Annotated in this window: 16 protein-coding genes; 11 read left to right on the top strand and 5 right to left on the bottom strand. The window is 51.2% G+C overall.

Annotation, left to right across the window (positions count from 1 at the left end):
- The coding region (locus F557_RS23260; protein ID WP_019001929.1) for a PD-(D/E)XK nuclease domain-containing protein at window positions 1-807 on the top strand (807 nt) is incomplete at its 5' end.
- Here the strand turns inward: F557_RS23260 and F557_RS22970 are convergent.
- Window positions 755-1,462: a hypothetical protein gene (locus tag F557_RS22970; protein ID WP_211209524.1), complete on the bottom strand. Its 708-nt coding sequence runs from the start codon at window positions 1,460-1,462 to the stop codon at window positions 755-757. The two genes, F557_RS23260 and F557_RS22970, sit on opposite strands and share 53 nt — an antisense overlap.
- A 489-nt stretch (window positions 1,463-1,951) precedes the next feature.
- Between F557_RS22970 and F557_RS0109175 the strand changes: the two genes are divergently transcribed.
- Window positions 1,952-7,816 (top strand): DUF4011 domain-containing protein, encoded by a 5,865-nt coding sequence (locus F557_RS0109175; protein WP_169335183.1) that lies wholly within the window; start codon window positions 1,952-1,954, stop codon window positions 7,814-7,816.
- Window positions 7,817-8,166: 350 nt separating this feature from the next.
- Here the strand turns inward: F557_RS0109175 and F557_RS0109185 are convergent, their stop codons facing one another.
- A complete protein-coding gene (locus tag F557_RS0109185; protein WP_019001934.1) occupies window positions 8,167-8,562 on the bottom strand; it encodes a (deoxy)nucleoside triphosphate pyrophosphohydrolase in 396 nt (131 codons plus the stop codon).
- Window positions 8,563-8,823: 261 nt separating this feature from the next.
- Between F557_RS0109185 and F557_RS0109195 the strand changes: the two genes are divergently transcribed.
- The 7 genes from F557_RS0109195 to F557_RS0109235 all read left to right on the top strand — a co-directional run bounded on the left by F557_RS0109195 (window position 8,824) and on the right by F557_RS0109235 (window position 16,924).
- Window positions 8,824-9,138 carry a DUF2614 family zinc ribbon-containing protein gene (locus F557_RS0109195; protein ID WP_019001936.1) on the top strand — a complete coding sequence of 105 codons (315 nt, stop codon included), beginning with the start codon at window positions 8,824-8,826 and terminating at the stop codon, window positions 9,136-9,138.
- A gap of 110 nt (window positions 9,139-9,248) precedes the next feature.
- On the top strand, window positions 9,249-10,349 hold the full coding sequence (xseA, locus tag F557_RS21210) for an exodeoxyribonuclease VII large subunit (protein ID WP_019001937.1): 1,101 nt from the start codon (window positions 9,249-9,251) through the stop codon (window positions 10,347-10,349).
- 93 nt (window positions 10,350-10,442) lie between these two features.
- The gene (locus F557_RS0109205; protein ID WP_019001938.1) at window positions 10,443-11,339 is read left to right on the top strand and encodes a hypothetical protein; all 897 of its coding nucleotides are present in this window, start codon (window positions 10,443-10,445) and stop codon (window positions 11,337-11,339) included.
- A gap of 271 nt (window positions 11,340-11,610) precedes the next feature.
- A complete protein-coding gene (locus F557_RS0109215; RefSeq protein WP_019001940.1) occupies window positions 11,611-12,126 on the top strand; it encodes a zinc ribbon domain-containing protein in 516 nt (171 codons plus the stop codon).
- Window positions 12,116-12,334 carry a hypothetical protein gene (locus F557_RS0109220; protein WP_157617803.1) on the top strand — a complete coding sequence of 73 codons (219 nt, stop codon included), beginning with the start codon at window positions 12,116-12,118 and terminating at the stop codon, window positions 12,332-12,334. Before F557_RS0109215 ends, F557_RS0109220 begins: the two co-directional genes overlap by 11 nt.
- A gap of 378 nt (window positions 12,335-12,712) precedes the next feature.
- A complete protein-coding gene (locus tag F557_RS21215; protein WP_019001943.1) occupies window positions 12,713-16,306 on the top strand; it encodes a protein kinase domain-containing protein in 3,594 nt (1,197 codons plus the stop codon).
- A gap of 207 nt (window positions 16,307-16,513) precedes the next feature.
- The gene (locus F557_RS0109235) at window positions 16,514-16,924 is read left to right on the top strand and encodes a four helix bundle protein (protein WP_019001944.1); all 411 of its coding nucleotides are present in this window, start codon (window positions 16,514-16,516) and stop codon (window positions 16,922-16,924) included.
- Here the strand turns inward: F557_RS0109235 and F557_RS23650 are convergent.
- The 3 genes from F557_RS23650 to F557_RS0109250 all read right to left on the bottom strand — a co-directional run bounded on the left by F557_RS23650 (window position 16,875) and on the right by F557_RS0109250 (window position 18,667).
- Window positions 16,875-17,273, bottom strand: a complete 399-nt coding sequence (locus tag F557_RS23650) for an AAA family ATPase (protein WP_019001945.1) — start codon at window positions 17,271-17,273, stop codon at window positions 16,875-16,877. The two genes, F557_RS0109235 and F557_RS23650, sit on opposite strands and share 50 nt — an antisense overlap.
- A gap of 38 nt (window positions 17,274-17,311) precedes the next feature.
- On the bottom strand, window positions 17,312-17,974 hold the full coding sequence (locus tag F557_RS0109245) for a recombinase family protein (protein WP_019001946.1): 663 nt from the start codon (window positions 17,972-17,974) through the stop codon (window positions 17,312-17,314).
- Window positions 17,975-18,148: 174 nt separating this feature from the next.
- Entirely contained in the window at window positions 18,149-18,667 is a 519-nt protein-coding gene (locus F557_RS0109250; RefSeq protein WP_019001947.1) for a hypothetical protein, read from the bottom strand.
- Between the two features lie 224 nt (window positions 18,668-18,891).
- Between F557_RS0109250 and F557_RS23265 the strand changes: the two genes are divergently transcribed.
- Both F557_RS23265 and F557_RS0109265 read left to right on the top strand, forming a co-directional pair.
- Window positions 18,892-19,320: a hypothetical protein gene (locus tag F557_RS23265; RefSeq protein WP_019001949.1), complete on the top strand. Its 429-nt coding sequence runs from the start codon at window positions 18,892-18,894 to the stop codon at window positions 19,318-19,320.
- A 208-nt stretch (window positions 19,321-19,528) separates the two neighbouring features.
- Window positions 19,529-21,187 carry an AAA family ATPase gene (locus tag F557_RS0109265; RefSeq protein WP_019001950.1) on the top strand — a complete coding sequence of 553 codons (1,659 nt, stop codon included), beginning with the start codon at window positions 19,529-19,531 and terminating at the stop codon, window positions 21,185-21,187.
- Window positions 21,188-21,641 lie beyond the last annotated feature (454 nt).

Genomic DNA, 21,641 nt, shown 5'->3' on the forward strand with positions numbered 1-21,641 from the left:
GAGTTTCTCCCTCCGGAAGATTATCTGGATCCGGCATCAGATCATGACGGCTCCAAACTTAGGCAGCTTTTTGAAATTGCCGAACCGGGGCTGGCAGATGCGATTATCAATACCTATCTGAGTGACAGCAGATTTTTCATTAAGAATCTGGCGGAAAACATCAACCTGAATAAAACAGCCAGATATGATCGTATTCAGCTTCTGTCCATGCTCTACTACCTGGGGTATCTCACCATTGATAAAGCACTTTCCCGAATAGGCAGACTGGCCCTTAGGATTCCGAATCTTTTCATGTCAAAGCTGTTTGCCCAGTGTACTGCAGATTTGAAATTAAAACCCAGCAAAGTTTTTTCAGATTCCGTACTGGATATAGCGGCACTCCAGAATGTTCAGGATGACATCAGCTCATTTGCAGAATCCTGCACCGCATTTCTGAGCAGTATTTTCACCAATCAGGTACTGACGCACATGAGTGAAATGGCTCTTAATCTGACACTCTTCACCAAGCTGGATTCCATGGACGCGGTGTTTTCAGAAATGCAGAAATCACTTCGGGTAGTCGGAGACGGAGAGAAATTTGCTGATCTGGTGGTTACCGTGAATGTAGGTCAGGATAACGAATGCACCTATCTCTTTGAGCTTAAGTACACCACCAAAACCGACGCCACTGAAGCAAAGATTAAGACTCTCATAAAGGACGCTACGGATCAGGTTCAGAGATACAAGTCGGCCCTGGAATTCCGGGACAGAGAGGTTAAAGCCTACGCCATGGTGTTTGCCGGTTCCGAGTGTGTGCACTGCGGGTAATTTTTGATTCTGGTGTCGCTATGGAAAGTGTAAATCCGTCTTTTTCAATGGTCTGAGCGATTTCTTTTGAGGCGTCATCCCTGGCTGATGCCTCAAGGGTGTTGCCGTTGAAATCAAAGAACCTTTCTTTCTCGCCATTGCAGCAGTCGGCCTTTGCTGAATTGCTCTGTCTGTTTCTGTGCGGGCTGTTTACGTGATGCTGTGTTTGCTTTTCTTCAGCATTCTGGGATGCGGCTTCTTTCTTATCCTTCTTCTGTTCCCTGCCGCCTTGAAACAGGAGTCTTCTTAATGCGTCAAGATCAACCTCTTTGGAAGACAGGAGTGTTTTCAGGGTCTTAACGAGTTTTTTGCTGTCTGAAAGCTCGGAATCTGCTTTTTTGAGTAAATCCAGGAGCTCGCTGATCCTATTCTCCTGTTCTTCAACTTTTTTGGCTTGATTTTGAAAGGCTTCAGTCTGCTTCTGAATGGTTGAAGTCTGCTTCTGAATGGTTGAGGTCTGCTCTTGAATGGTTGAGGTCTGCTCTTGAATGGTTGAGGTCTGTTCTTGAATGGTTGATGTAAGTTTTTCGATTAACGAGTAAAGGTTGTCCAGTTTGGAAGGAGCAGTATCGTGCTGATTAGCAGGAAGATTGTTATTTGTGATCTTCGCTTCCATTGCAAAATCCTTCAGCACATTCCGATTTTCGTGTGCGATATGGTACGGATTCACCAGCACTTTTGTCAAGAATCCCTGAAGCCTTAAAAAGACGGTTTAAGACCTAATACGAAACTTTTTTACATGGCAGGATATTTTTCATGGCGCTGAGAAGGCAGAACCATGCTGTCTGCAGTAATGAATATCTGGAGACAGTTAAAGCCTGACAATTTCGGCGCATACCGGAATGTTGAGATATTTCCATTTTGAGGCGGTGATAGGCAGCCTTAAAACTCTGAGATGACTGTCATATCTTCCATCTGGTCATGCCATAACACGGTCCGGTGTGATATAGTGATGCCGCAATGCCGTGAGATACGGGTATCCCGGCAGGGGCGCCGGAGAATGGCAAGCAGGTCTTTTTTCTGAAAATGCCGGTTCTTCACGCCGGAATATTCCCCGGATAACGGCTTTTCGGGCCGTTTTGTTTTTAAGATGAGCTATTCTGAAGTGACAGCAGCGGAAAATGCCAGCGGGGCGGCTGCCAGTTCCGTGCCTCTGATCCCCCAGGGGTTTCCGGGCAGAGGCGATCGTCCGGAATCGGAGCCCGAGTTTGAGGTGCTTCATTTCCTGAGACAGCAGGGCTACTGTGCCGATGCCCAGGTATGGGACGCGTCCCGGAGATACCGCATCGATATTGCGGTAAAAAATCCGGCCACGGGACACTATGTTCTGGCGGTAGAATACGACGGGCACGCGTATCATTCAAAGCCCGAGGACCGGGACAGGGACGCAGCCAGACAGGAGTTTCTGGAATCTGAGGGCTGGCAGTTTCTCAGAATTGACCGCGAATGGTTCCGGAATCCGGAGAATACAAGAAGATTGCTTTTGGAAGCGGCGGACAGAGCTCTCAGAAATGACGGGGGCGGTCGGACACGCCGCGTCGCACGTTTTCAGTCCTGCCCCGGGGCAGGAGCAGAGTCCGGGAGAAACAGGAAAATGGACGAGAATTTACCACACACCGAAGACAGTATCAGATCTGCCGGGAATACTCCGGAGGCGCAGGCATCCAGGGAAGATGCTCCCTCCGGTTCCGGAGTGCAGGAGAGCCGGAAAGTCACTATTCAGGTGACCATGAGTACCTTTCTGAATCTGTCTCTTTATCAGGCCAGCTATCCTCTGATATCCGATATCAGGTTTTTCAGTCCGGAGCAGGACTTTGATGACATCACTATCCGGGTGTCCTGCGAATACGGGGTGTTCGAGCCACTGGAGCTGAAGGCTGATACCCTGCAGCATGGCAGCTGGATCTCGGTGTCCGGCTACCTGGATCGCATTGTTCTTAAGGCCGCCATGTTTGCCGAGCTCACGGAGACTGTAAAAACCGCGGTGGAGGTGGCTCTTCTTGACAGCGCCGGCGCGGTGATTGCGCAGGAAAGCCGGCCTTTGGAGATCACTCCCTATAATCAGTGGCTCGGACAGCAGGAGCTGCTTTCCTCCTTTGTAACCCCGAATTTTCCGGGAGTGCCGGCAATTATCGGGAGGGCGGAGACTATTCTCAGGGAGATTGCCGCCAGAAATTCCCGCTACAGGGATTCCGCCGCCTCCTGCTGCTTTGACGGCTATCAGACAGAGGATCCCCAGTATGTGGCCCTGGAGGCTGAGGCTCTCTATGTCGCGGCCCGGGAGCTGGGACTTTCCTACCGGATCCCTCCGGCCTCGTTTATCGGTCAGCGGATCCGCACCTTTAACGAAATCATTAACGAGCGGACCGGCACCTGTCTCGATACCGCCTGTCTCTATGCCACGCTCCTGGAGGCTGCCGGACTCCGGGCGCTCCTGTTTCTGGTGGATAGCCATGCCTTTGCCGGTGCGGAGCTGGCAGCGCAGCCGGTATTCCATACTCCCGTAACCACGGATCGGGAGGAGGTGTTCCGGGCAAACGAGGTTCAGGATATTCTGATGGTGGAGACCACCAAATTCTCCTCTGATGCTCCCTTCAATGCGGCGGTGTCCGAGGCCGGAATCCGCTTTGCCGGGAAGAAATTCGAGGCCTGTGTCAGCATTCAGGTCTGCCGGGATCGCCTGATAAGACCGCTGCCGCTTCTGAACCGGGACAGCGCCGGCAGTCTGGTGCTCACCGAGGATCCCCGCTTTGTGAAGGATCTTTCCGCCGAATCCGGCAGCGTGGTCATAAAGCGCCGGATGACCGGCTTTAAGGGGGAAGGCGAGATCACGCGGGAGATGCTCTGGGAGAACAAGCTGCTGGATCTCACTACCCGGAACCGGCTTCTTAATATGAAAACCTCCACCGGGGCGGTGGCGCGAATCTATTTTGCGGATCCCAACGCTCTCGAGGACGAGTTCCGGAAGCATGATCAGAAGTTTTTTAAGCTCCGGGCCTCCGCCGATGAAGCCGGCGAGATTTTCCGGAACGGCATGAATCCCGAAACCCTGGAGCTTACGGCCAGTCTGGATACTCTGGTCCGGAATGCCCTTTCTGATAACGGTGTTCTGTTTGTCAGGAACGAAACCCGGAAATCTCTGGAGCAGGTACTCCGGAAGCTGGCTCAGGAAGCCCGGGCCTCCTATGACGAGAACGGCGCCAACTCCCTCTTTCTGTCGCTGTTCAGCGTGCTCTGGATCGACGAAACTCCGGCCAGAAAGACTCACGAGGCCCCGCTCATGCTCCTTCCGGTGGAAATTAAGAAGGAACCCCGGAGCGATAACTATGCCATTAAGGTACGGGACGAGGAGCTTATTCTTAACTATTCCCTGATCGAGCTTATGAGACAGTGCTACGGCATCGATCTCCGGGGTTTTCTGTCCAATCTTCCCGATGATGAGTACGGCGTGGCGGTGGATGTTATCAAGGATGCCGTTCTGGAGGTGCTGCCTCCGGGGTGGCGGATTCTTAAAACCGTCTGCCTCGGGAACTTCTCCTTCCGCAAATTCGTAATGTGGCAGGATCTCAGCAATAACAGTGCCCATCTCAGGAGCACCAGTCCGGTGTACGACGCTCTGGCGTCCGGAAAGTTCGGCGCCGTGGCCGCCTTCAGTGATAATGAGGTTCCCGAAACTATTGACGAAAGGCTTTCCTTCGGCCAGATCTGCCAGCCCATTCAGGCGGATTCCAGCCAGCTGGATGCCGTTATGGCCGCCGAATCCGGAAAGAGCTTTGTGCTTCAGGGGCCGCCCGGCACCGGAAAGTCCCAGACCATTACCAATATCATCGCCGCCGCTCTGGACCGCGGCCGGAAGGTGCTGTTCGTAGCTGCCAAGATGGCGGCCCTGGAGGTGGTGCAGGAAAGACTGGACCGGCTGGGACTCGCGCCGTTCTGTCTGGAGCTCCATTCCAACAGCCTCACCAAGTCCCGGTTCCTGGAGCGGGTTAATATTGAGGTGCCGGCTTCTGAAAGCAGTCCCGGCACGGAATACGACATCGTTAAGAACCGCATTAATGCCGAAAGGAACGATCTTAATGCCCTGGTTAAGGCTCTCCATACTCCCGTGGCCGCCGGAATGAGCGTTTACGGAGCGGTGTGCCAGCTTGTCAGAACCGGTCTGGAGCCCGAGGTGACTCTGACTCCGGATAATCTTCCGGACATTGATGCCGCTATGATTTCCGAGGCGGATCAGGCCATGCGGGAACTCCGGATCCTGACCCGGGGCAGAAAGCTTTCGGACTACACCTTTTTTGAAAGTACGCTTCTGAAAGCTCCCGAGGGCGCTTCCGGGGTGGATGCGGCAGCTTTTTCCGGAAATGCTGCGGCTCTCCAGGAATGCTCCGCCAGTCTTGCCGCGGTGCTGGGATATCCCGAGGAATCCCTGACCCTGGAACGGATTACGGCGGTGCTTTCCGGAATCTCCGAGGCACTTTCCCGGGAGGATATGGACTTTGCTCTTCTGTCGCTGGCCAGTCCCGAGGAGTTTATCAGGCAGGCGGAGGAGGCCGTCAGCACGGCGCTTCAGGTGCGGGAAGGGCTGGCAAAGCTTGGTCCTAATGCCGCGGATGTATTCAGCCTGAACCTCCGGGAGGAGCTTAAGATATGGAAGCTGGACAGCGAGCGGTTCTTTATTATGAGAATTCTGGCTCACGGGAAATCCGTGGGAAGACTGCAGCGGGCTCTTGGTGTTGAAGTGAAGGTAACCAGCGACAACTATCAGGAAATCGTGGAGAGCGCTCTCAGGCTTCAGGAGCTCAGAGATTCTTTAGGGGATCTGACCGGAAAGCTCTCCCGCGTAAACAGTGATTTTGCTTCCCTGACGGAGAAGGACCCCGAGCGGGCCCGGGGGCTTCTGGATACCCTGAAGGCGCTTACAGCGGTTCTGGGCAGCGGTCTTGAGACTGCGGAACAGCGGTCCGTAAGAGAGGCACTGACCGGGAATGCCGCCATGCCCGATTTCCGGGAACGGCTTCAGAAGCTGGCCGCCTTTGCCGGTCCCGTGGCCGGTTTTTCTGAAAACCTCGGGAAGCTTGCGGAATTTTACAGGATTAACCGGGAGCTCCTCCCGGGAGGGGCACGGAAGCTTGCCACCCGGGCTCTCGGCTGGGTTTCCCGGGCGGGGGATTTTGCGGAATGGCTGGAGATTAACAGAAGACTGGGGCGGCTCCGGTCTGCGGGCTTTCTGGAGCTTGCCGATGCTCTCCTCCGGGATCGGGCTCCCGTATCCGGCGGCGAGGGGTATGCCATGGCGCTTTTTGCGAGATCGCTGGTGGAATGGCAGTTTGCCTCCAGTGAGGCGCTTTCCGGGTTTAATCCGGATATCTTTGAGGATCGCATTGCGAAGTTCAATGAGGATGCCGCCGCCTTCAGGAAGCTTTCCGGACAGCTTCTGGTGGAACGGCTGACAGCTGCGAGAAACCGCATTAAGAGCGACGCGGACGAGACACTCCGGGATGAAATTACCTTCTTCGAGAAGATCAAGAAGAGTCGCGGCCGCGGTTCTTCCATCAGGCAGATCTTCAACAGAATCCCGCACCTCATGCCCCTGGTGGCCCCGTGCATGCTGATGAGCCCGATTTCGGTGGCCCAGTATCTGGCTCCTGACCGGTACAGCTTTGATCTCATCATCTTTGACGAGGCTTCCCAGCTTCCCACCTCCGAGGCCGTGGGAGCGATCGGAAGAGGCCGGCAGGTTATTGTGGTAGGGGATCCGAAGCAGATGCCTCCTACGGATTTTTTTGATGCCCGGCAGTCTGAGGAATCAGAAATTGCCGATCTGGAGAGCGTGCTGGATGACTGCATGACGCTGGGAATGCCGGTGCGGACTCTGAGCTGGCACTACCGTTCCCGGCATGAGAGCCTGATTTCCTTCAGCAATACGATGTATTACGACAGCAGGCTTTATACATTCCCGTCTCCGGATGACATGAACTCCCGGGTGCACTACCATTATGTTAATGGTGTATACGACCGCGGAGGCAAATCCACCAATCCCGAGGAAAGCCGGGCCGTGGCCGCCTACATCCGGGATTTCCTGAAGAACCCCGGAAACCGGGAGACCTCTGTGGGCATTGTGACCTTCAATACGAAGCAGCAGGCCCAGATTGAGGAGGATCTGGCGGTCATGTTCAGGGAGAATCCGGATCTGGAGACTCTGGCTCTGAATTCCCGGGAACCTCTTTTTATCAAGAACCTGGAGAACGTGCAGGGCGACGAAAGAGATGTCATCGTGTTTTCAGTAGGGTTCGGCAAGGACCGGGAAGGAAAGGTTTCCATGAATTTTGGCCCCCTGAACCGCGACGGCGGCGAACGCCGGCTGAATGTGGCGGTCACCCGGGCCAGAAAGGAAATGGTGGTATTCACCTCCCTGGAGCCTGAGGACGCCAGGATCACCGCCTCCACCTCCCGCGGCGTTACGGGGCTCTTTGAATTCCTGAAGTATGCCAGAAACGGCGCTGCCTCCATTGCCAGACAGCTGGAAACCTCCCGCCGGGAAAAGGACTACCTGGTGGAGCAGCTGGCGGAGGAGCTTCGGAAGGCCGGCTTTGACAGCAGAAGCGGAGTGGGCACTTCCTCATTCCGGGTGGATCTGGCGGTGCGGGATCCCGGTAATCCCGATCGCTACCTGGCGGGGATCATGGCAGACGGCATCGTGTTCCGGAACACTCCCTGCGCGCAGGACCGCTTTTCGGGGCAGCCCGGTGTTCTCAGGGGGCTGGGCTGGAAGATTCTCCGGTTCTGGACTCCGGAATGGTGGCGAAACCGGGAGGGGGTGATTGCCAGACTGTCAGGAGAGCTCCGTAAGCTGGAGGAGGAGGCCCGGGTTTCTGCCAGAGCTGTAAATGAAGCCGCCTCCGCTCCGGATAGTCCGGAAGAAGCCCCGGAGGTTCCCAGGAAAGCGGAGGAGCCCTCCGGCCCCGGAAAATAAAAAAGAGCGGCGGGGACTTCCCTGGAAATAGGGCAGACGCAAATCTGCCGCTTTTCCCGGGGGCTTTTGTTTAAAAAACAGAGACCGCGACAAGGACTTTTTCCGGCCCGTTTCGGTAGCCGGGAAGTTCATATGACACCCCGGGTATTCCCTCCGGAATCCATTCCCTGCTATCTCTCCTGTCCATCTCCCCGGCTCCCCCTCTTTCAAAATCGGTGCTTTTACATTATAATGAGGGCGTGTCTTTTGACTTGCCCTGCGAAACCAGGGCTTTTTTTGTTTTTACGAAGGGCGGAAAGGAACCGGTCTACAGATCGGGAAATCCTCCGGAGAGTTTTTTCCGTCTGGCGCTAGATGTCCAGAGGGGCGGTTTTCAGATCCTGTATAAGCGACAGATCTGCCGGAAGCCAGTTCACTGTTCCAAGCTCGTCCTGAGAAAGCCATTTTGCGGCCTCGTGCTCCAGCAGGGTGAGTTTTCCGCTGTCCAGTCTTGAAATATAGCATTCCATGCTCAGATGAAAATCCGGATAGTCATACTCCACGGTGGCAAAATGTCTTACCGGGGTAACCTCTGCGGCCAGCTCCTCCCGGATTTCCCTTCTGATGGTGTCCCGGGGGCTTTCCCCGGCTTCGATTTTGCCGCCGGGGAATTCCCAGAAGTCCCGGAATGCGCCGTAGCCGCGCTGTGTGGCGAATATTCTGCCGTCCTGGACAATGATGGCGGCCGCAACCCGGATGGTTTTCATAATAATGTCCTTGTGCTGTCCTGCAGGAAATCTTTATTTCCATGGTAAATTATGTGCGTTCCGGCGGTACTCCGGCCTGGAAGAGCAGGATCCGCCAGGCAGGATTTTACCGGTTTTCGGGGATGATGCAACCGTCCTTCCCGTTTCGCAAAAAAATTCGGGATGAAAATCTGTATTCGGATGCAGATTCGGCGGAACATTCTTGAGCAGCGGAAGCCCCGGGAGTAAAAATACCGGAGGAAGAAAAGCTGCGGAGGCTTTATGAAAAAATTTCGCGACCCCAGACTGAACCGGATGGCCGGCTATGTGATTCTTTTTACCGGGTTTGGTATTCTGGCTTTCGGATCGTCATTCCGTTCCGAGGCGGATCCCTATAACTGGAAATTTGTGCTGCTATTTCTGGTTTCCATGGTCTTTCTGATCTATTCCCTGATCTGGATGATAAAAACAGTGCGCTGTCCCCACTGCAACAGTTTACTGCATCTTAAGCTGCGCAATATTGATGTCTGTCCCTGGTGCAAGTATCCTACAGACCCGGATGATCCTGTTTACCGCATGAACCGCCGGACTAAGTAACTCTAGCTGCGGTTCCCGGCCCTTTCTCCTGACTGTTTTTCCGGATTCCGGTGGCATTTCCGCCCGGTCCGGGTACAATATCCGGGCAGTAACGGGAAGCCGGGGGATATGTGGGTATTTGCGATTGTCTAAGGAGACTTTTCGGGGGCGGCGCTGGCGCAGCTGCTCCCGATGCACCGGAGTTTCCGGCAGTTTCGGAACTCGGCGCGGAAATCAATGACCTTCTTTCCCGGTCTCTGGGGGAGCGTACCGTCTACGGTGAAATCACCAGCATAAAAAAGAAGCCCGGTATCTGGTATCTGACCCTGTCCGACGACAGCGGGATGATTTCCTGCGTGGTTCCCCGGCGGGTGTTTGCCGCTCTGGAGCCGCCGAAATCCCGGTTCCCGGACGCGGGATTCCCCGGAAACTCCCGGGCGCACCCTGAGCCGGTTCCGGAGGCTGACGCAGGGGCGGGGGATGATGGAGCCACCTCTCCTGAAAGCTCCCCCGAGACGGATTCCGGCGCTATCACCTCCGGCATCATGGTCCGGGCTACCGGCCGGGTTTCCTTTTACACTCCTGCGGGTTCTCTCCAGCTGGAAATCACGGATCTTAAGCCCGAAGGCCCCGGCGAGCGGCATCTCCGGTTCCAGGCGCTCCGGGAGAAGCTGCGCGAAAAGGGGTATTTTGATCCGGCTTCAAAGAGACCGCTCCCGGAACAGCTGAAAACCATTGGCGTGGCCACCGCCCGGGACGGAGCCGTTATTCATGATATTGAGGTTACTGTCAGAAACAGCGGCATCCCCTTTGCTCTCCGGCTTTATCCCACCCGGGTGCAGGGGCGCGGCGCCGCAGCCTCCATCGCCCGGAGTCTGGAATATATCAGCCGGGAGGGTGTGTGCGATGCGGTCATCCTGGCCCGGGGCGGCGGCAGCAGCGAATCTCTGGCGGTATTCAGCAGCGAGGAGGTAACCGAGGCCGTGTTTTCCTCGGGGATCCCGGTCATTGCGGCTATCGGGCACGAGATTAACCGCTCCCTTGCCGATGAGGCGGCGGATTTTTCCGTAGCTACCCCCACCGCTGCCGCCGAGCTTCTGATAAGAACCGTGCGGGAACGGCGCCTCCGTGCGGAAGCCCGGGCCCGGAGAATGCTTGTCTTCAGAATCCTCCTGGTTATCGCGGGAGTTCTGGCCATGGCGGCACTCTTTTGGTTTTTAAGATCCCGGTAGCAGTTTTCCGGGTAATAATCTGTAACCATATCCGGTAGTGGCCGTTATCTGTACGAATCCGGCAGACAGACACAGATACCAGGGAGGTATACCATGACCGCGAACGTTACACAGCTTCAGAACAGACCTTTGGATACAAATGCTATTGAGGGACCGGAGGCTGCTCCCAAAGTTCCTGACGCGCCTAAGGGCGGCGTTCAGAATCCGGAGGCCGCAAGGGCTCTCCAGGAAACCCGGGAGCTTCTCAGAGATATCTATTCCAATTACGCGCAGATCCCCAATCCCTCTGATGAGGTAAAGGCCAAAATGGAAACTGTAACTCAGCGGCTGGCCGCTCTTTCCGAGGGTGCGGCAGTGCTTACAGAGCAGGAACTGGATTCCCTCTGCAATGTGGGGGAATATGTCAATGATCCTTTGCCCGCAATGCTTGATCATATTGATGAATGCCGGGATTACGATTCTGTGGACACCCAGGTTAAGAAGGCCCGCGAGGAGCTGGTCCGTACCTATGACAATAACGGTATTGATGCAAAACGCCTGGCAGAAGGTCTGGATTCTCTGAGCCAGAAGGGCGACTATGTCCGGGCCCGTATTGAAAAGCAGGCTATTGAAGAAAACGAGAAGGCACTTGATTTTGACAAGGCCACCCCGGAAGAGATTGCCTCGCATATGGAAAACCTGAGAACCGTTATTGCGGATGCCAAATTCATTGATTTCCATACCAAATGCGAAATGATGGAAAACCTCAATGAGATTATCCGTGCTACCGAAGTGAAGGAGAATCCCAGCGAATCCACGAGCAAATTCCTGAAGAAAATGGCGGAACGCCGTCAGGAGCAGGAGCGGCTTATGAACGAGGCCGTGCAGAACCGGCACAGAGAGGATGTCCGGAACGAGCAGAATGTTCAGCAGAAACAGTCGGATTCCGTTAACAAAGAAGAAGCTCCCGGTGAAAAGAAGGCTATTGCCGAAAACCTGATTCGGGTATAGCAGCCTGTCAGCGAGCCGGGGCGGACGACTCCGGAGATCGTCCTGAATTGTTCGTATGGTGCCGAAGTCTTATTATGAGAAGACTTCGGCTCTTCTTTTTTATTTTTCCTGAAAAATTCTGCTATCATGATTCTGACGGAGAACCGGATCCGGCTATACGGGAGCTCAGTTTCCCCGGACGGCAGTACCGGCCGGTCATCCTCGAGACCGGATCCGGACGGAAACCGGATTGATGGTTTTAAGGCAGTTTTGAAGAACAGGAGTGCCTGCTATGAAATGCACGCAGTGCGGAAGCGAGATCCCGAACGGGTATGAGGTCTGTCCGAGATGTAAGACCATTAGAGCGAGATTCTGTGAAAAGTGCGGTAATTCTCTGGGGCCCCGGGAGAATTTCTGTTCCCGGTGCGGGGCTCCGCGTAGCGGTTCTCAGAATGAGGTTCGTCCGGAGCTTTCTCCCGAGGAAATCCGGCATACCCGGGAGCTTCTGCAGGCTTTTTACGCTATCGAGACTCCTTTGCGGGAACAGCGCCGGAGGATACTCTGGGGTATTGGTCTCCAGTTTGTGCCGCTGGTGAATGTTTTTGCCGGACTCCCTCTTTTATATTATGTATCAGTCAAAGCCCCTTATAGACATGACGGCCGCTGCCTTCCGGAAAGCAGACTCCGGATATTATCAGGAAAAGGTTACGGGCGTCAGGACTCTCATAAACTGGCTCTGGGCGCTGGCCATCATTATCCTCATCAGCTTCCCGGTCATGATCGGGCTGGTGGTGGCGGTGACTATTAACGCGGGAGAAGGGGGAGAGCCCAGTCTTATTATGAATTTCGGAGAAATCGGCATGCGCCTTTTTTTCGGGCTTCTTTCCGGGGGCTTTGCTCTGATAGCGTTCCTGGCGATTATCAGATTCTTCAGTGCCTACGGAGCCATGATCGAGCATATTGTCAGGTACCGTCATATTCTGAAGAGCCAGGGCATTTCTCCCGACGCTCCGTGAGGGAATACAGCGGACAGGGACTTCCGGAACCTCAGGGCTTTGTATGACAGCTCCGGAGACTTTACAGGAAATGCTAAGCCGGACTCCGTAAAGATCGCCTGCGGGGGTTCCGGAAAGCTGTCCCGCTGCCCCGTTTTACAGTGGCACCGGCTCAAAGCGCTGTTTTCCCCGTCTTTATTTTATTTATTTATTTTTTTTGTTGCCTCTTTCTTCTTTCCTTTCCAGACTTAATAATCCGTTCCATATAGACCAGTCCGGCAGTGACTTTACCTGGCTGCCGGGATTTTGTTAGCGGGATACTGCTTTTGGAGCGGGGGTTTTGACAGAGCGCGGCGGTTTTTGTTTACTTATGGAAATAATATTTTCCGGGGAAGCTCTATGTCCGCCACCAAAATCAGTTCATCATTTCTTTCCAGGCTTAAAAACACCGTTCTTAACAAGTCAGGCAGTATCCCGGACATTACCGGAAAAACGCTGGGAGACTTCCATATAGACAGGAGGATGAATCTTCCTTCCGGCGAGGCGGATATCTACCTCTGCTCCGGTACCGGAAGTCATGCCGGAAAAAGGTTCGTTCTGAAGTACTACCGGCGGGAGAATGCGGTAAAGCAGGAGGTGCTGGAAAAGCTCAGCGGCCTGAGAAGCCCCTGTGTTGCTCCTCTGGCGGGGTTCGGCACCTATGCGGGGCATCAGTATGCAGTACGCCCCTATTATGAAATGCCGGCTCTGTCAGAAGTGCTGGCCTCCGGAACCACCATTACGGCAGAGGAGCTGAAAGCCCTGGTAATCCCGTCTGTCATTGAGGGCCTCCGCGCCGTCCATGATGCCGGCATTCTCCACAAGGATCTTAAGCCGGCTAATCTTATTCCGGACGATACCGGAGAGCATATTGTTCTTATCGACTTCGGGATCAGTTCTGACGCCGGGAAGAATACCTTTGTGGTTACGGAGACCGGCATGACTCCCTTCTATGCCGCCCCCGAGGCCATGCAGGGGATATTCCATAAGGAAACCGACTACTACGCTCTCGGTATCACCGTCTTTGAACTCTTTACCGGCTTTACCCCCTTTCAGAATCCCGGAATTGCGCCGGAAGAGGCGGCCAGACTGGCCGCCGTGAGCAGAATCGAGTTCCCCGAAAGCTTCCCGGAAGACCTTAAAAGGCTGGTTCTGGGGCTTACCTACAAGGATATCTCCCACCGTGATGAGAAGGATAACCCCAACAGAAGATGGGGCTATGACGAGGTGCGGAGATGGCTTGGCGGGGAAGAACTGCCGGTGCCGGGGGAAAGCCCCTCCGGCTTCGGTTCTTCCGCCGGGAGGCCAGGAGCACCTTCTGCCGCGACTTCAGCAGCATCCGGAGCTCCGTTTCAGGCTTACCGCTTTGACGGCAGAACCTACACTGCGGAGCCGGCTTTATTAAGAGCCATGCTGGAGCAGCCGGAGAAAGGTCTTAAGGATCTCGGGCGGGGTTTTCTTTCCCATCACTACTATGCCTTCAGCGAGAAAAAGGGCGCTCTCTGCGAAAATGCCGAGAAAAGGCTGGCCGGGAATGATTTGGGCAATCAGCTGGCCAGTACCAGAATTCTTTACGCTCTCATTTACAGTCTTAATCCGGAGGTGCGGGAGATCTGCTTTAACGGCCGGATTCTTGATTCTGTTCAGGATCTGGGGCGGGTCTTTATTGATGCGGGAACCCGGGAGGCTCTCCAGAACCATGGCCTCCGGGGGCGGAGCTATCCCCTGACCAGCGCGGTAAAGGATTTTGTGATCTCCGGAATTCCGGAGGACTATGCCGCCTCTGTCCTTAAGAATAACACGGTAAAGGATCTCTTCTCAAAAGCAGCTGCCCTCTGGAAAAATGATGATCATGCCGAATCCGATACGGAGCTTGCTCTCATTCTGGGGTACTCCCTGAGCAGTGACCGGAGAATTCCCATTGGGGGCAAAATCTATGAGAGCCCGGAGGCATTCCGGAAAGAAATGGCGGCTCTGGTCAGTAAAGACCGCAGTGCCTACATGAAGCTTATGGAGACTGCCAGGGCGGACCTGGATTTTCTGGAAGGGCGGCTTCCGGATCCGGAATCCCGGGAGTCCCTGGCCCAGGCGCGCAATGACGCCAAATGGGCGGTATTCGGCGATAACGAGTACTGCTTCAAGAACGGTCAGGGCTTCCAGAGTTACATCCAAAAGCTCGTTCATGAGGAAAAGCCCTACGAGATCCGGAGTCTCCTGAACCGCTATAAGACTCCCCTAAAGCAGGTTTCAGAAAAGGTCTGGGGTACGGACTCTCTCGGTACCCTGCAAAAGACTGTCGCGGGCTTTATTCAGATCGGGGAGTACCTCTTTACCGGAGAACAGGCCTTCCGGGATTTTATTACCGGAGTTCTGGAGCGGGGAAGAAAGGATTCTCATTATCTCCAGGGCTTTGTAACGGCTCACCGTGACTCCCTTGACAGTGCGGCAAAGGCCTTTCCGGGTATCAGGAAAAGCGTAGCAGACCTCTATGCTGCAAATGATGCCGTGATCGTCTTTGACGAGGAACTCTTTCCGGATCTCCCGGCCTTTAAAGCCTTTGTAACCGAGACTCTTAACCGCGGGAGTACCAACCCCGGCTATCTTCTAGAGTTTGTAAAAAGGCACCGGAGCACTATCGACGGCCTCCTTAAAAGCCCGGAACACGGAGCTGTTCTTAAGCCCCTTACAGACGCTGCCGAAAGCCTCATAGTTCTGGGAAGCCGGATCTTTACCACCGTGCCTGCCTTTGAGGCATACCTTAATGAGGTTATGGCGTTAGGGCGGGAGGATCCCGGCTATCTCATTCGTTATGTTAAGAATCACAGCCGGGAACTCTCTGATCTGCGTAAGGACAGCCGGTGCAGGCAGATTATGAACGCGCTTTATGCCGTAAGAAACCGGATAGTGGTACTAGATGAGCAGGTTTTTGGGACTACTGAGGAGTTCCGGAGCTTTATGGAGCAAATTTTAAATACCGGAAAAGAGAACCCCGCCTCTCTACGGAGATTTGTCCGGGACCATGAGAAGGCCCTTACTGCCCTGAATAATGTCAGTGTGCTGGCACCAGTGGTTGCCCCGGTGCTCGCCGCCGGAAACAGTGTGATTGAGCTTGATGAGTATGTGTTCCGTGATGCCGCAGGTTTGACAGAATTTGCCCGGGAGCTTGCGGGAGAAAACACTGAAAAGCCGCTCCTGGGGGCTGATTTTGTCCGGGAGCATAAAGCGGTACTCGAGGCTATTAAGAGCACTGAAGCGCTAGCTCCGGTGGTGAAAGCACTCCAGACTCTGGAACACTCCGGAGAAAAGGGGGAAGCCATTATGGTTAATGGTATTAGGTATCTTCCGGTGCTTTTTAACCCTGAGAGTGTAAAGAAGGGCAGTTATATAAGGTTCGGGAGCTATCCCCAGAACAACGGTAATACAAAAGAGCCCATTGAATGGCTGGTTCTGGAGGTGAATGACCAGGAAGTGCTTCTAGTGAGCCGTTACGGACTTGACTGTAAAAAGTATTATCATCAGAGAACGGATATTACCTGGGAAGACTGCGATCTCCGGAAGTGGCTTAACAATGATTTTCTGAAGGAGGCCTTCTCGGAGGAGGAGCGGGAGAGGATTAAGCTCTCAGAGGTGGTTAATGACGATAACCGGGAATACGGTACCCGCGGCGGAAATAATACCCGGGACCGGGTTTTCTGCTTCAGCCTTGCGGAGGCGGAACAGTATTTTAAGAATGACAGTGAAAGACAGTGCCGGCCAACGACATATGCCCGTAATCAAGGTGCATGGGTAAATGATAGTAACGGCTGCTGTTTTTGGTGGTTGCGGTCGCCGGGCAACTTTAAGAACTTCGCTTCGGTCGTTTATTCGGTCGGTGCGCTTCAACCGTTTGGTAACTTCGTCAACAATGATTGCTGCGCTGTGCGGCCCGCTTTACGGCTAATCTGGAATCTGTAATCTTCTAATCTGGCAATCAGCCTCCGCGACGGAGCCGCTGTAGCTGGCGCGGCTAGTCCGCGCCCCTGCGGGCGGCACGTTATTTTTGAGAGACTGGCGGTGTAATACCCAGGTTCGCTTTTGTAATGCCTGACTCTTAATTTCCTAACCGGAGGAGCAGAACATGTACCGGAAAAAGCAGTAGCCGGAGCTACCGTAATTACCTGAGTGCATGAGCTCTGCTCCTATATCTTCACGGTAACGCAGAAATCCCCTAAACAGTTTCGTTTTACCTTCACCGGGAGACTCCAGAACTCCAGCCTCAACGTGCTGGAATATCTTATCCGGGCCAACGAAACCCCGCTGGACCGAAAGCAGCCGGCTCTTTATGCCGAAAGAGTTTTCTGTCAGAGAAAGGCCATGACGGAGCCTGTCATCATCGGGTATCTGGCGGTAATGGCCATGGAGCAGAAGTGCCTTCTCGTAAAGCAGTGCGAGCAGATCTCCGGTCTCATTACCGACTGCCGGAATCTTCTGGGCGGGTGGATGATAAGCGATAAGAAAAGATTCCGGGGGGAGTCTGTTCCGGTTAGGGAGCCGGCTCCGGCACTGGCCGCACCGGACCCTGAAATCTTTTAGCGTCTCTGTTTGAATTTTCCCGGAAAACCGCGGTTATGGCAAATGCTGCCGGGCAGTATTTGGGCAGGAACTTTTCCGGAGGCCGGAGTATAATGGCGGCAGGGACGGAACTGGAAAATGGCCGGGTTGTTCTGACACTTTTTGAATAATATGAAGCCAGTATTCTGGCCATTATAGTTTTTCCAAATCTGCGAGGTCTGGTAAAAGCTATCAGCTTTAGATCTGAATCAAGTCTGTCTATAGTCTCTCCGATAAATCCTGTTTTATCTACAAAAACTTTGCTGATACGGTTATTTACGATTTCTGTGAAAGCATTGTTTCCTTCAGGATTTAAAAAAATTCCGCCCATAGCCTCACCTCTAATTATCACAACTAATGATCATTAGTTTATTTATCCAGCAACTTAAGATAATTATTATCCTTTTTGTAGTAGCCACAGACTCTGGTGACCATACTGACAGTAGTATTTAGCAGTTCTGCCGTTTTTGAAATTGATAACGGAGGATTGCTTAAAATATGACATTCAATAATCCTCTTATGAAGCTCCTTATTAGGTTTTCTGCCCAGGTACTTTCCCTTTTGCCGGGCAATCTCAATGCCTTCACGCTGCCGCTTTTTCCGAAACTCGTAGTCATCACGTGACAGCTGTAATGCTATCTTAAGAAGGAGCTCCTGCGTTGCTTCTAAAACAATATTTGACATTCCGTCTTCAGATCTGTCAATGATATCTGAGAAATCAACAATCCCAGGAACGAGTAATCTGGCACCTTTGGCTCTAATCTGTTCTATCAGCCGTTCTGCATCCTGAACTGGCAGCCTGCTTATGCGGTCCATTTTTTCTGCGACAACAAAATCACCGGGCTGTAGCTCACTTATGAGCTTCTGCAGTTCCGGTCGGTCTTCTGCAGATCCAGAAGCTTTTTCTCGATAAACGCCAGCAATATAAAAACCCTGAGCTTTAGCATCCTCAATCAAGTGCTCCTGACGTTCGACAGTCTGTTCTTCAGCAGAAACTCTGATATATATCCGTACATTTCCTTTGTTAGACATTATCTGCTACGTCCTTTTTTTGGGAATCAATTGAATGAGACTGAATAATCATATTCTGATTTTCATTTTCAGCCTTCAACTATTTTCTTAACTTGTCTCTTAGCTGTTTTTCATATTTGGCTAGATGTAATGGCAGTTTTGCATTACTCATAATTTAATCAAATTATTATCAAATTATTTAGCTGCCATTTTGTTATGAAGTTCATTTAGTTTTTTTTGCATAAATAACAAACGATCCTGTTCTCTCTTAACCTTATATTCCTGCATTAATTTATACTTCTCAGGTTCATTATTTTTTAAGAAATCAGATTCTGAATTTTCAAGCTCACGGTTTTTACTTCTTTGATCCCGCATAAACTCTCTTAAAGGTTCTCCTGAAATTTCAAGATGAAGATCTTTGAGTATACTGATATTATGCTCGTATCTATATACAATGATATAAGCATGCATTGTATAGCTTATAAGCTTATTTTCCTCAGTTAAAGGAGTTAATCCTGATACAACTGTGGCATCATAATCATCGCATGCAATTAATGGATCAGTTCTGTCTCTTATTTCCTCTATACGCGGGATAAGGAAGTCGATTTTTTCTGACGTGCTTTTTTCTTTGACTTGGTCAAGAAGAGCTATGTATTCTTTCTCATACGCTAATGCTTCTGAAATTCCAGTATTATTGTCTGGTTCTTTATTCATCTTTATTTCTCCAAAAATAAACTGATTACATCGTAGACAGTATACTATTTTATCTCAAAAGAGTATACCTTAATGAGATTATTGCGGCAGGGGGTGAGGATCCCGGCTATTTCATTCGTTTGGTAAGGAATCACAGCAGGGAACTTGCTGCCGTCTGCGGTACAGCCGGTGCAGGCGGATTCTGAATGCGCTTTATGCCGCAAGAAATCAAATGGTCCCTTTAGATGAGCTTCTCTTCAGATCCCCTGATGACTTCGTGGGGAGGTATGGAGCAGATATTAAACACAGGAAAGGAGAACCCCGCCTATCTTCAAAGGTTTGTCCGGGAGCATGAGAAGGCTCTCGCTGCCCTGAATACTGTCAGCGCGCTGGCACCTGTGGCTGCTCCGGTGCTAGCCGCCGGGAACAGTGTTATTGAGCCCGGTGAGTATGTGTTCCGTGTGGCTGCTGGTTTGCCGGAATTTGCCCGGGAGCTTCACCGGCCGATCTCGGAAGTTCTTGAATACCCCACCACCGAGTTCAACTCCTGGTCGGTGGTTTTTCAGGATGAATACTATGAGGCATATCCGCATGAAATGTACCAAAGCGGTATGACTGAATGCGATTGTGCCGGGGAGATTGAGAAGTTTAAGCGAATGATGAGAAGACGATAAATACCGATGACATAAAATGCATATCGGTTTAATACTTTGCGGATAAACGTCAGATAAATGTTGAATAATCCGTGTATAGTCGTTAAATTAGATGGCAGAAAGAAAGGTTTTGACATCAGCGCCTTTTAAGTTCAATTGCATATCACGGATCAAAATTCTGTGCTGTGCTAAAATGGAGATGTCATGAAGTCCGGGGAGGTTAAGTGTTATGGGCAATATTCTGAATCCTGGTAACGATAACAGCTTTACCAGACTGGTTAAAGCCAGAGATACTAGAGTGTTTGTTGATAAAACGGATTTTTTAGAAAAAACTAACGCACTCCTTAATACTGATGGTAAGCTTTTGGCTGTAACCCGTCCCCGCAGATTTGGAAAAACCGTAACCGCGCATATGCTCTCAGCATATTATTCCAAAGGGTATGCCGGACAAAAGATATTTTACGGTTTGAAAATTTCAGAGAATACCGGTTTTGCAGATCATCTTAATAAATACAATGTTATTTACATTGACATGAATTCTATAAAGGACAAGTTTATCTCGTATAAAGCCGACAAATCTCTCTACATCGAAGATATTGATGATCTGGTGGATTTTCTCCAGTATTTGGTTATTCGTGATCTAAAGGAGAATAAAGAATACGCTGAACAAATCAGCAACGATCCGTTGATTGGAAAGAAGTCGTTGTCATCGGCATTGGAAGTTATATTCAAATACACCGGTGAGCCATTTATTTTAATTATGGATGAATGGGATTTGATATGCAGAGAGTATCGAAATGAAGCGGTACTGCAGGAAAAATTTATAGAATTTCTGCGCGGTCTGTTTAAATCTGATGACGGTCTTAGCTGCTTTGCGCTTGCATATCTTACCGGTATTCTTCCTATCAAAAAATACAACTCTCAGTCTGCGCTTAACGGTTTTGACGAATATAACATGCTTTCTCCGGGAGATTATGCGCCATACTTCGGTTTTACCGAGAATGAAGTTGCAGACATTGTAAAATCACCTAACTGTAAAGTGTCACATCAGGATTTAAAAGAATGGTATGAGGGGTATAAAATCAAAGGTGTTGATATTTACAACCCTAATTCCGTGTGCAAAGCGGTCAGCCGGAATGAATGTATCAGTTACTGGAGCGGAACGTCCTCCAATGAAGAATTTGTGCGTCTCATAAATACTGATTTTAAAGGCATCCAGGAAGATATTATCAATTTAATCGAAGGTGAAGAAGTTACTTTCAGCTGTGCCAATTTCCAGAATGATATGGTAACAATAAAAGATAAAAATGATGTCTTCAGTCTTCTTGTCTGTCTCGGTTACCTCGGTTGCTCCGATACCAAAAATAAATACCGTAAGGTTGCTTATGTTCCGAATGCCGAAATCAAAGCGGTACTGATGGATATTGTCAGAGAGCAGAACTGGTATGAGCGAATGGAAACCATCAAGCGTTCAGATAATCTGCTTAAAGCGATCATGGAACTTGACGGAACCACGGTAGCCGGAGTGATTCAGGAGATCCATAATTCATCTGCAGTATCTCTTCTTGATTACAATGACGAGGAGTCTCTTACTTACTGCGTGATGACCGGACTTTTGTGGTCAACACTTGATGATTACAGCTGTCATCGTGAAGATCAGGCAGGAAAAGGACGTGTTGATCTGGTGTACGAACCCATAACAGGAAAACTGCCGTTAATTCTGATTGAGTTTAAATATGACGGATCCGCTGAAGAAGCCATTGCCCAGATTAAAACTCAGGAATATTTCAAACGCTATACCGGACAATACCGGAATATCATTATTGTCGGAATCAATTACAGCACTAAAACGAAGGAACACCAGTGCCTGATTGAAAAACTTGATTAAACATTCCAATCAATACTAATACTTACATTCAAAGGATCTCTAACGAGGTCCTTTTTTCGTTTTTACGGAGATCAAAATGAACGACAGCACCATCAGGCTTTCAGCCGATACGTCGTAAGTTTCCCAGATATACGGTCTGATAAAACCACTTTGTTTTAGGTACCATTGTACTAATAAGGTATTAGGTCTAAAGTCAGCACTTTAGGCCTTCTTAAATTTCCATGGCATTGCCTGCTCAAGAATAGCATTTCTTCTTTCATCAGACAGCGATTCATCTCCTTTGTTCCGCAACTGATCCCTGTAATTCTTAAGATTCAATGAGCGATACGTTCAATTCACATAAGTCTTGAACGTTTTTTTTACCTTTGAAAACTATTTAGAAATTCACTATGCATACACATGGATGTGAGGTATAATGTAAATCATGTGATGGCAATGCATAGGCACAGCTATG

Source organism: Succinimonas amylolytica DSM 2873 (assembly GCF_000378405.1).
Lineage (GTDB): Bacteria > Pseudomonadota > Gammaproteobacteria > Enterobacterales > Succinivibrionaceae > Succinimonas > Succinimonas amylolytica.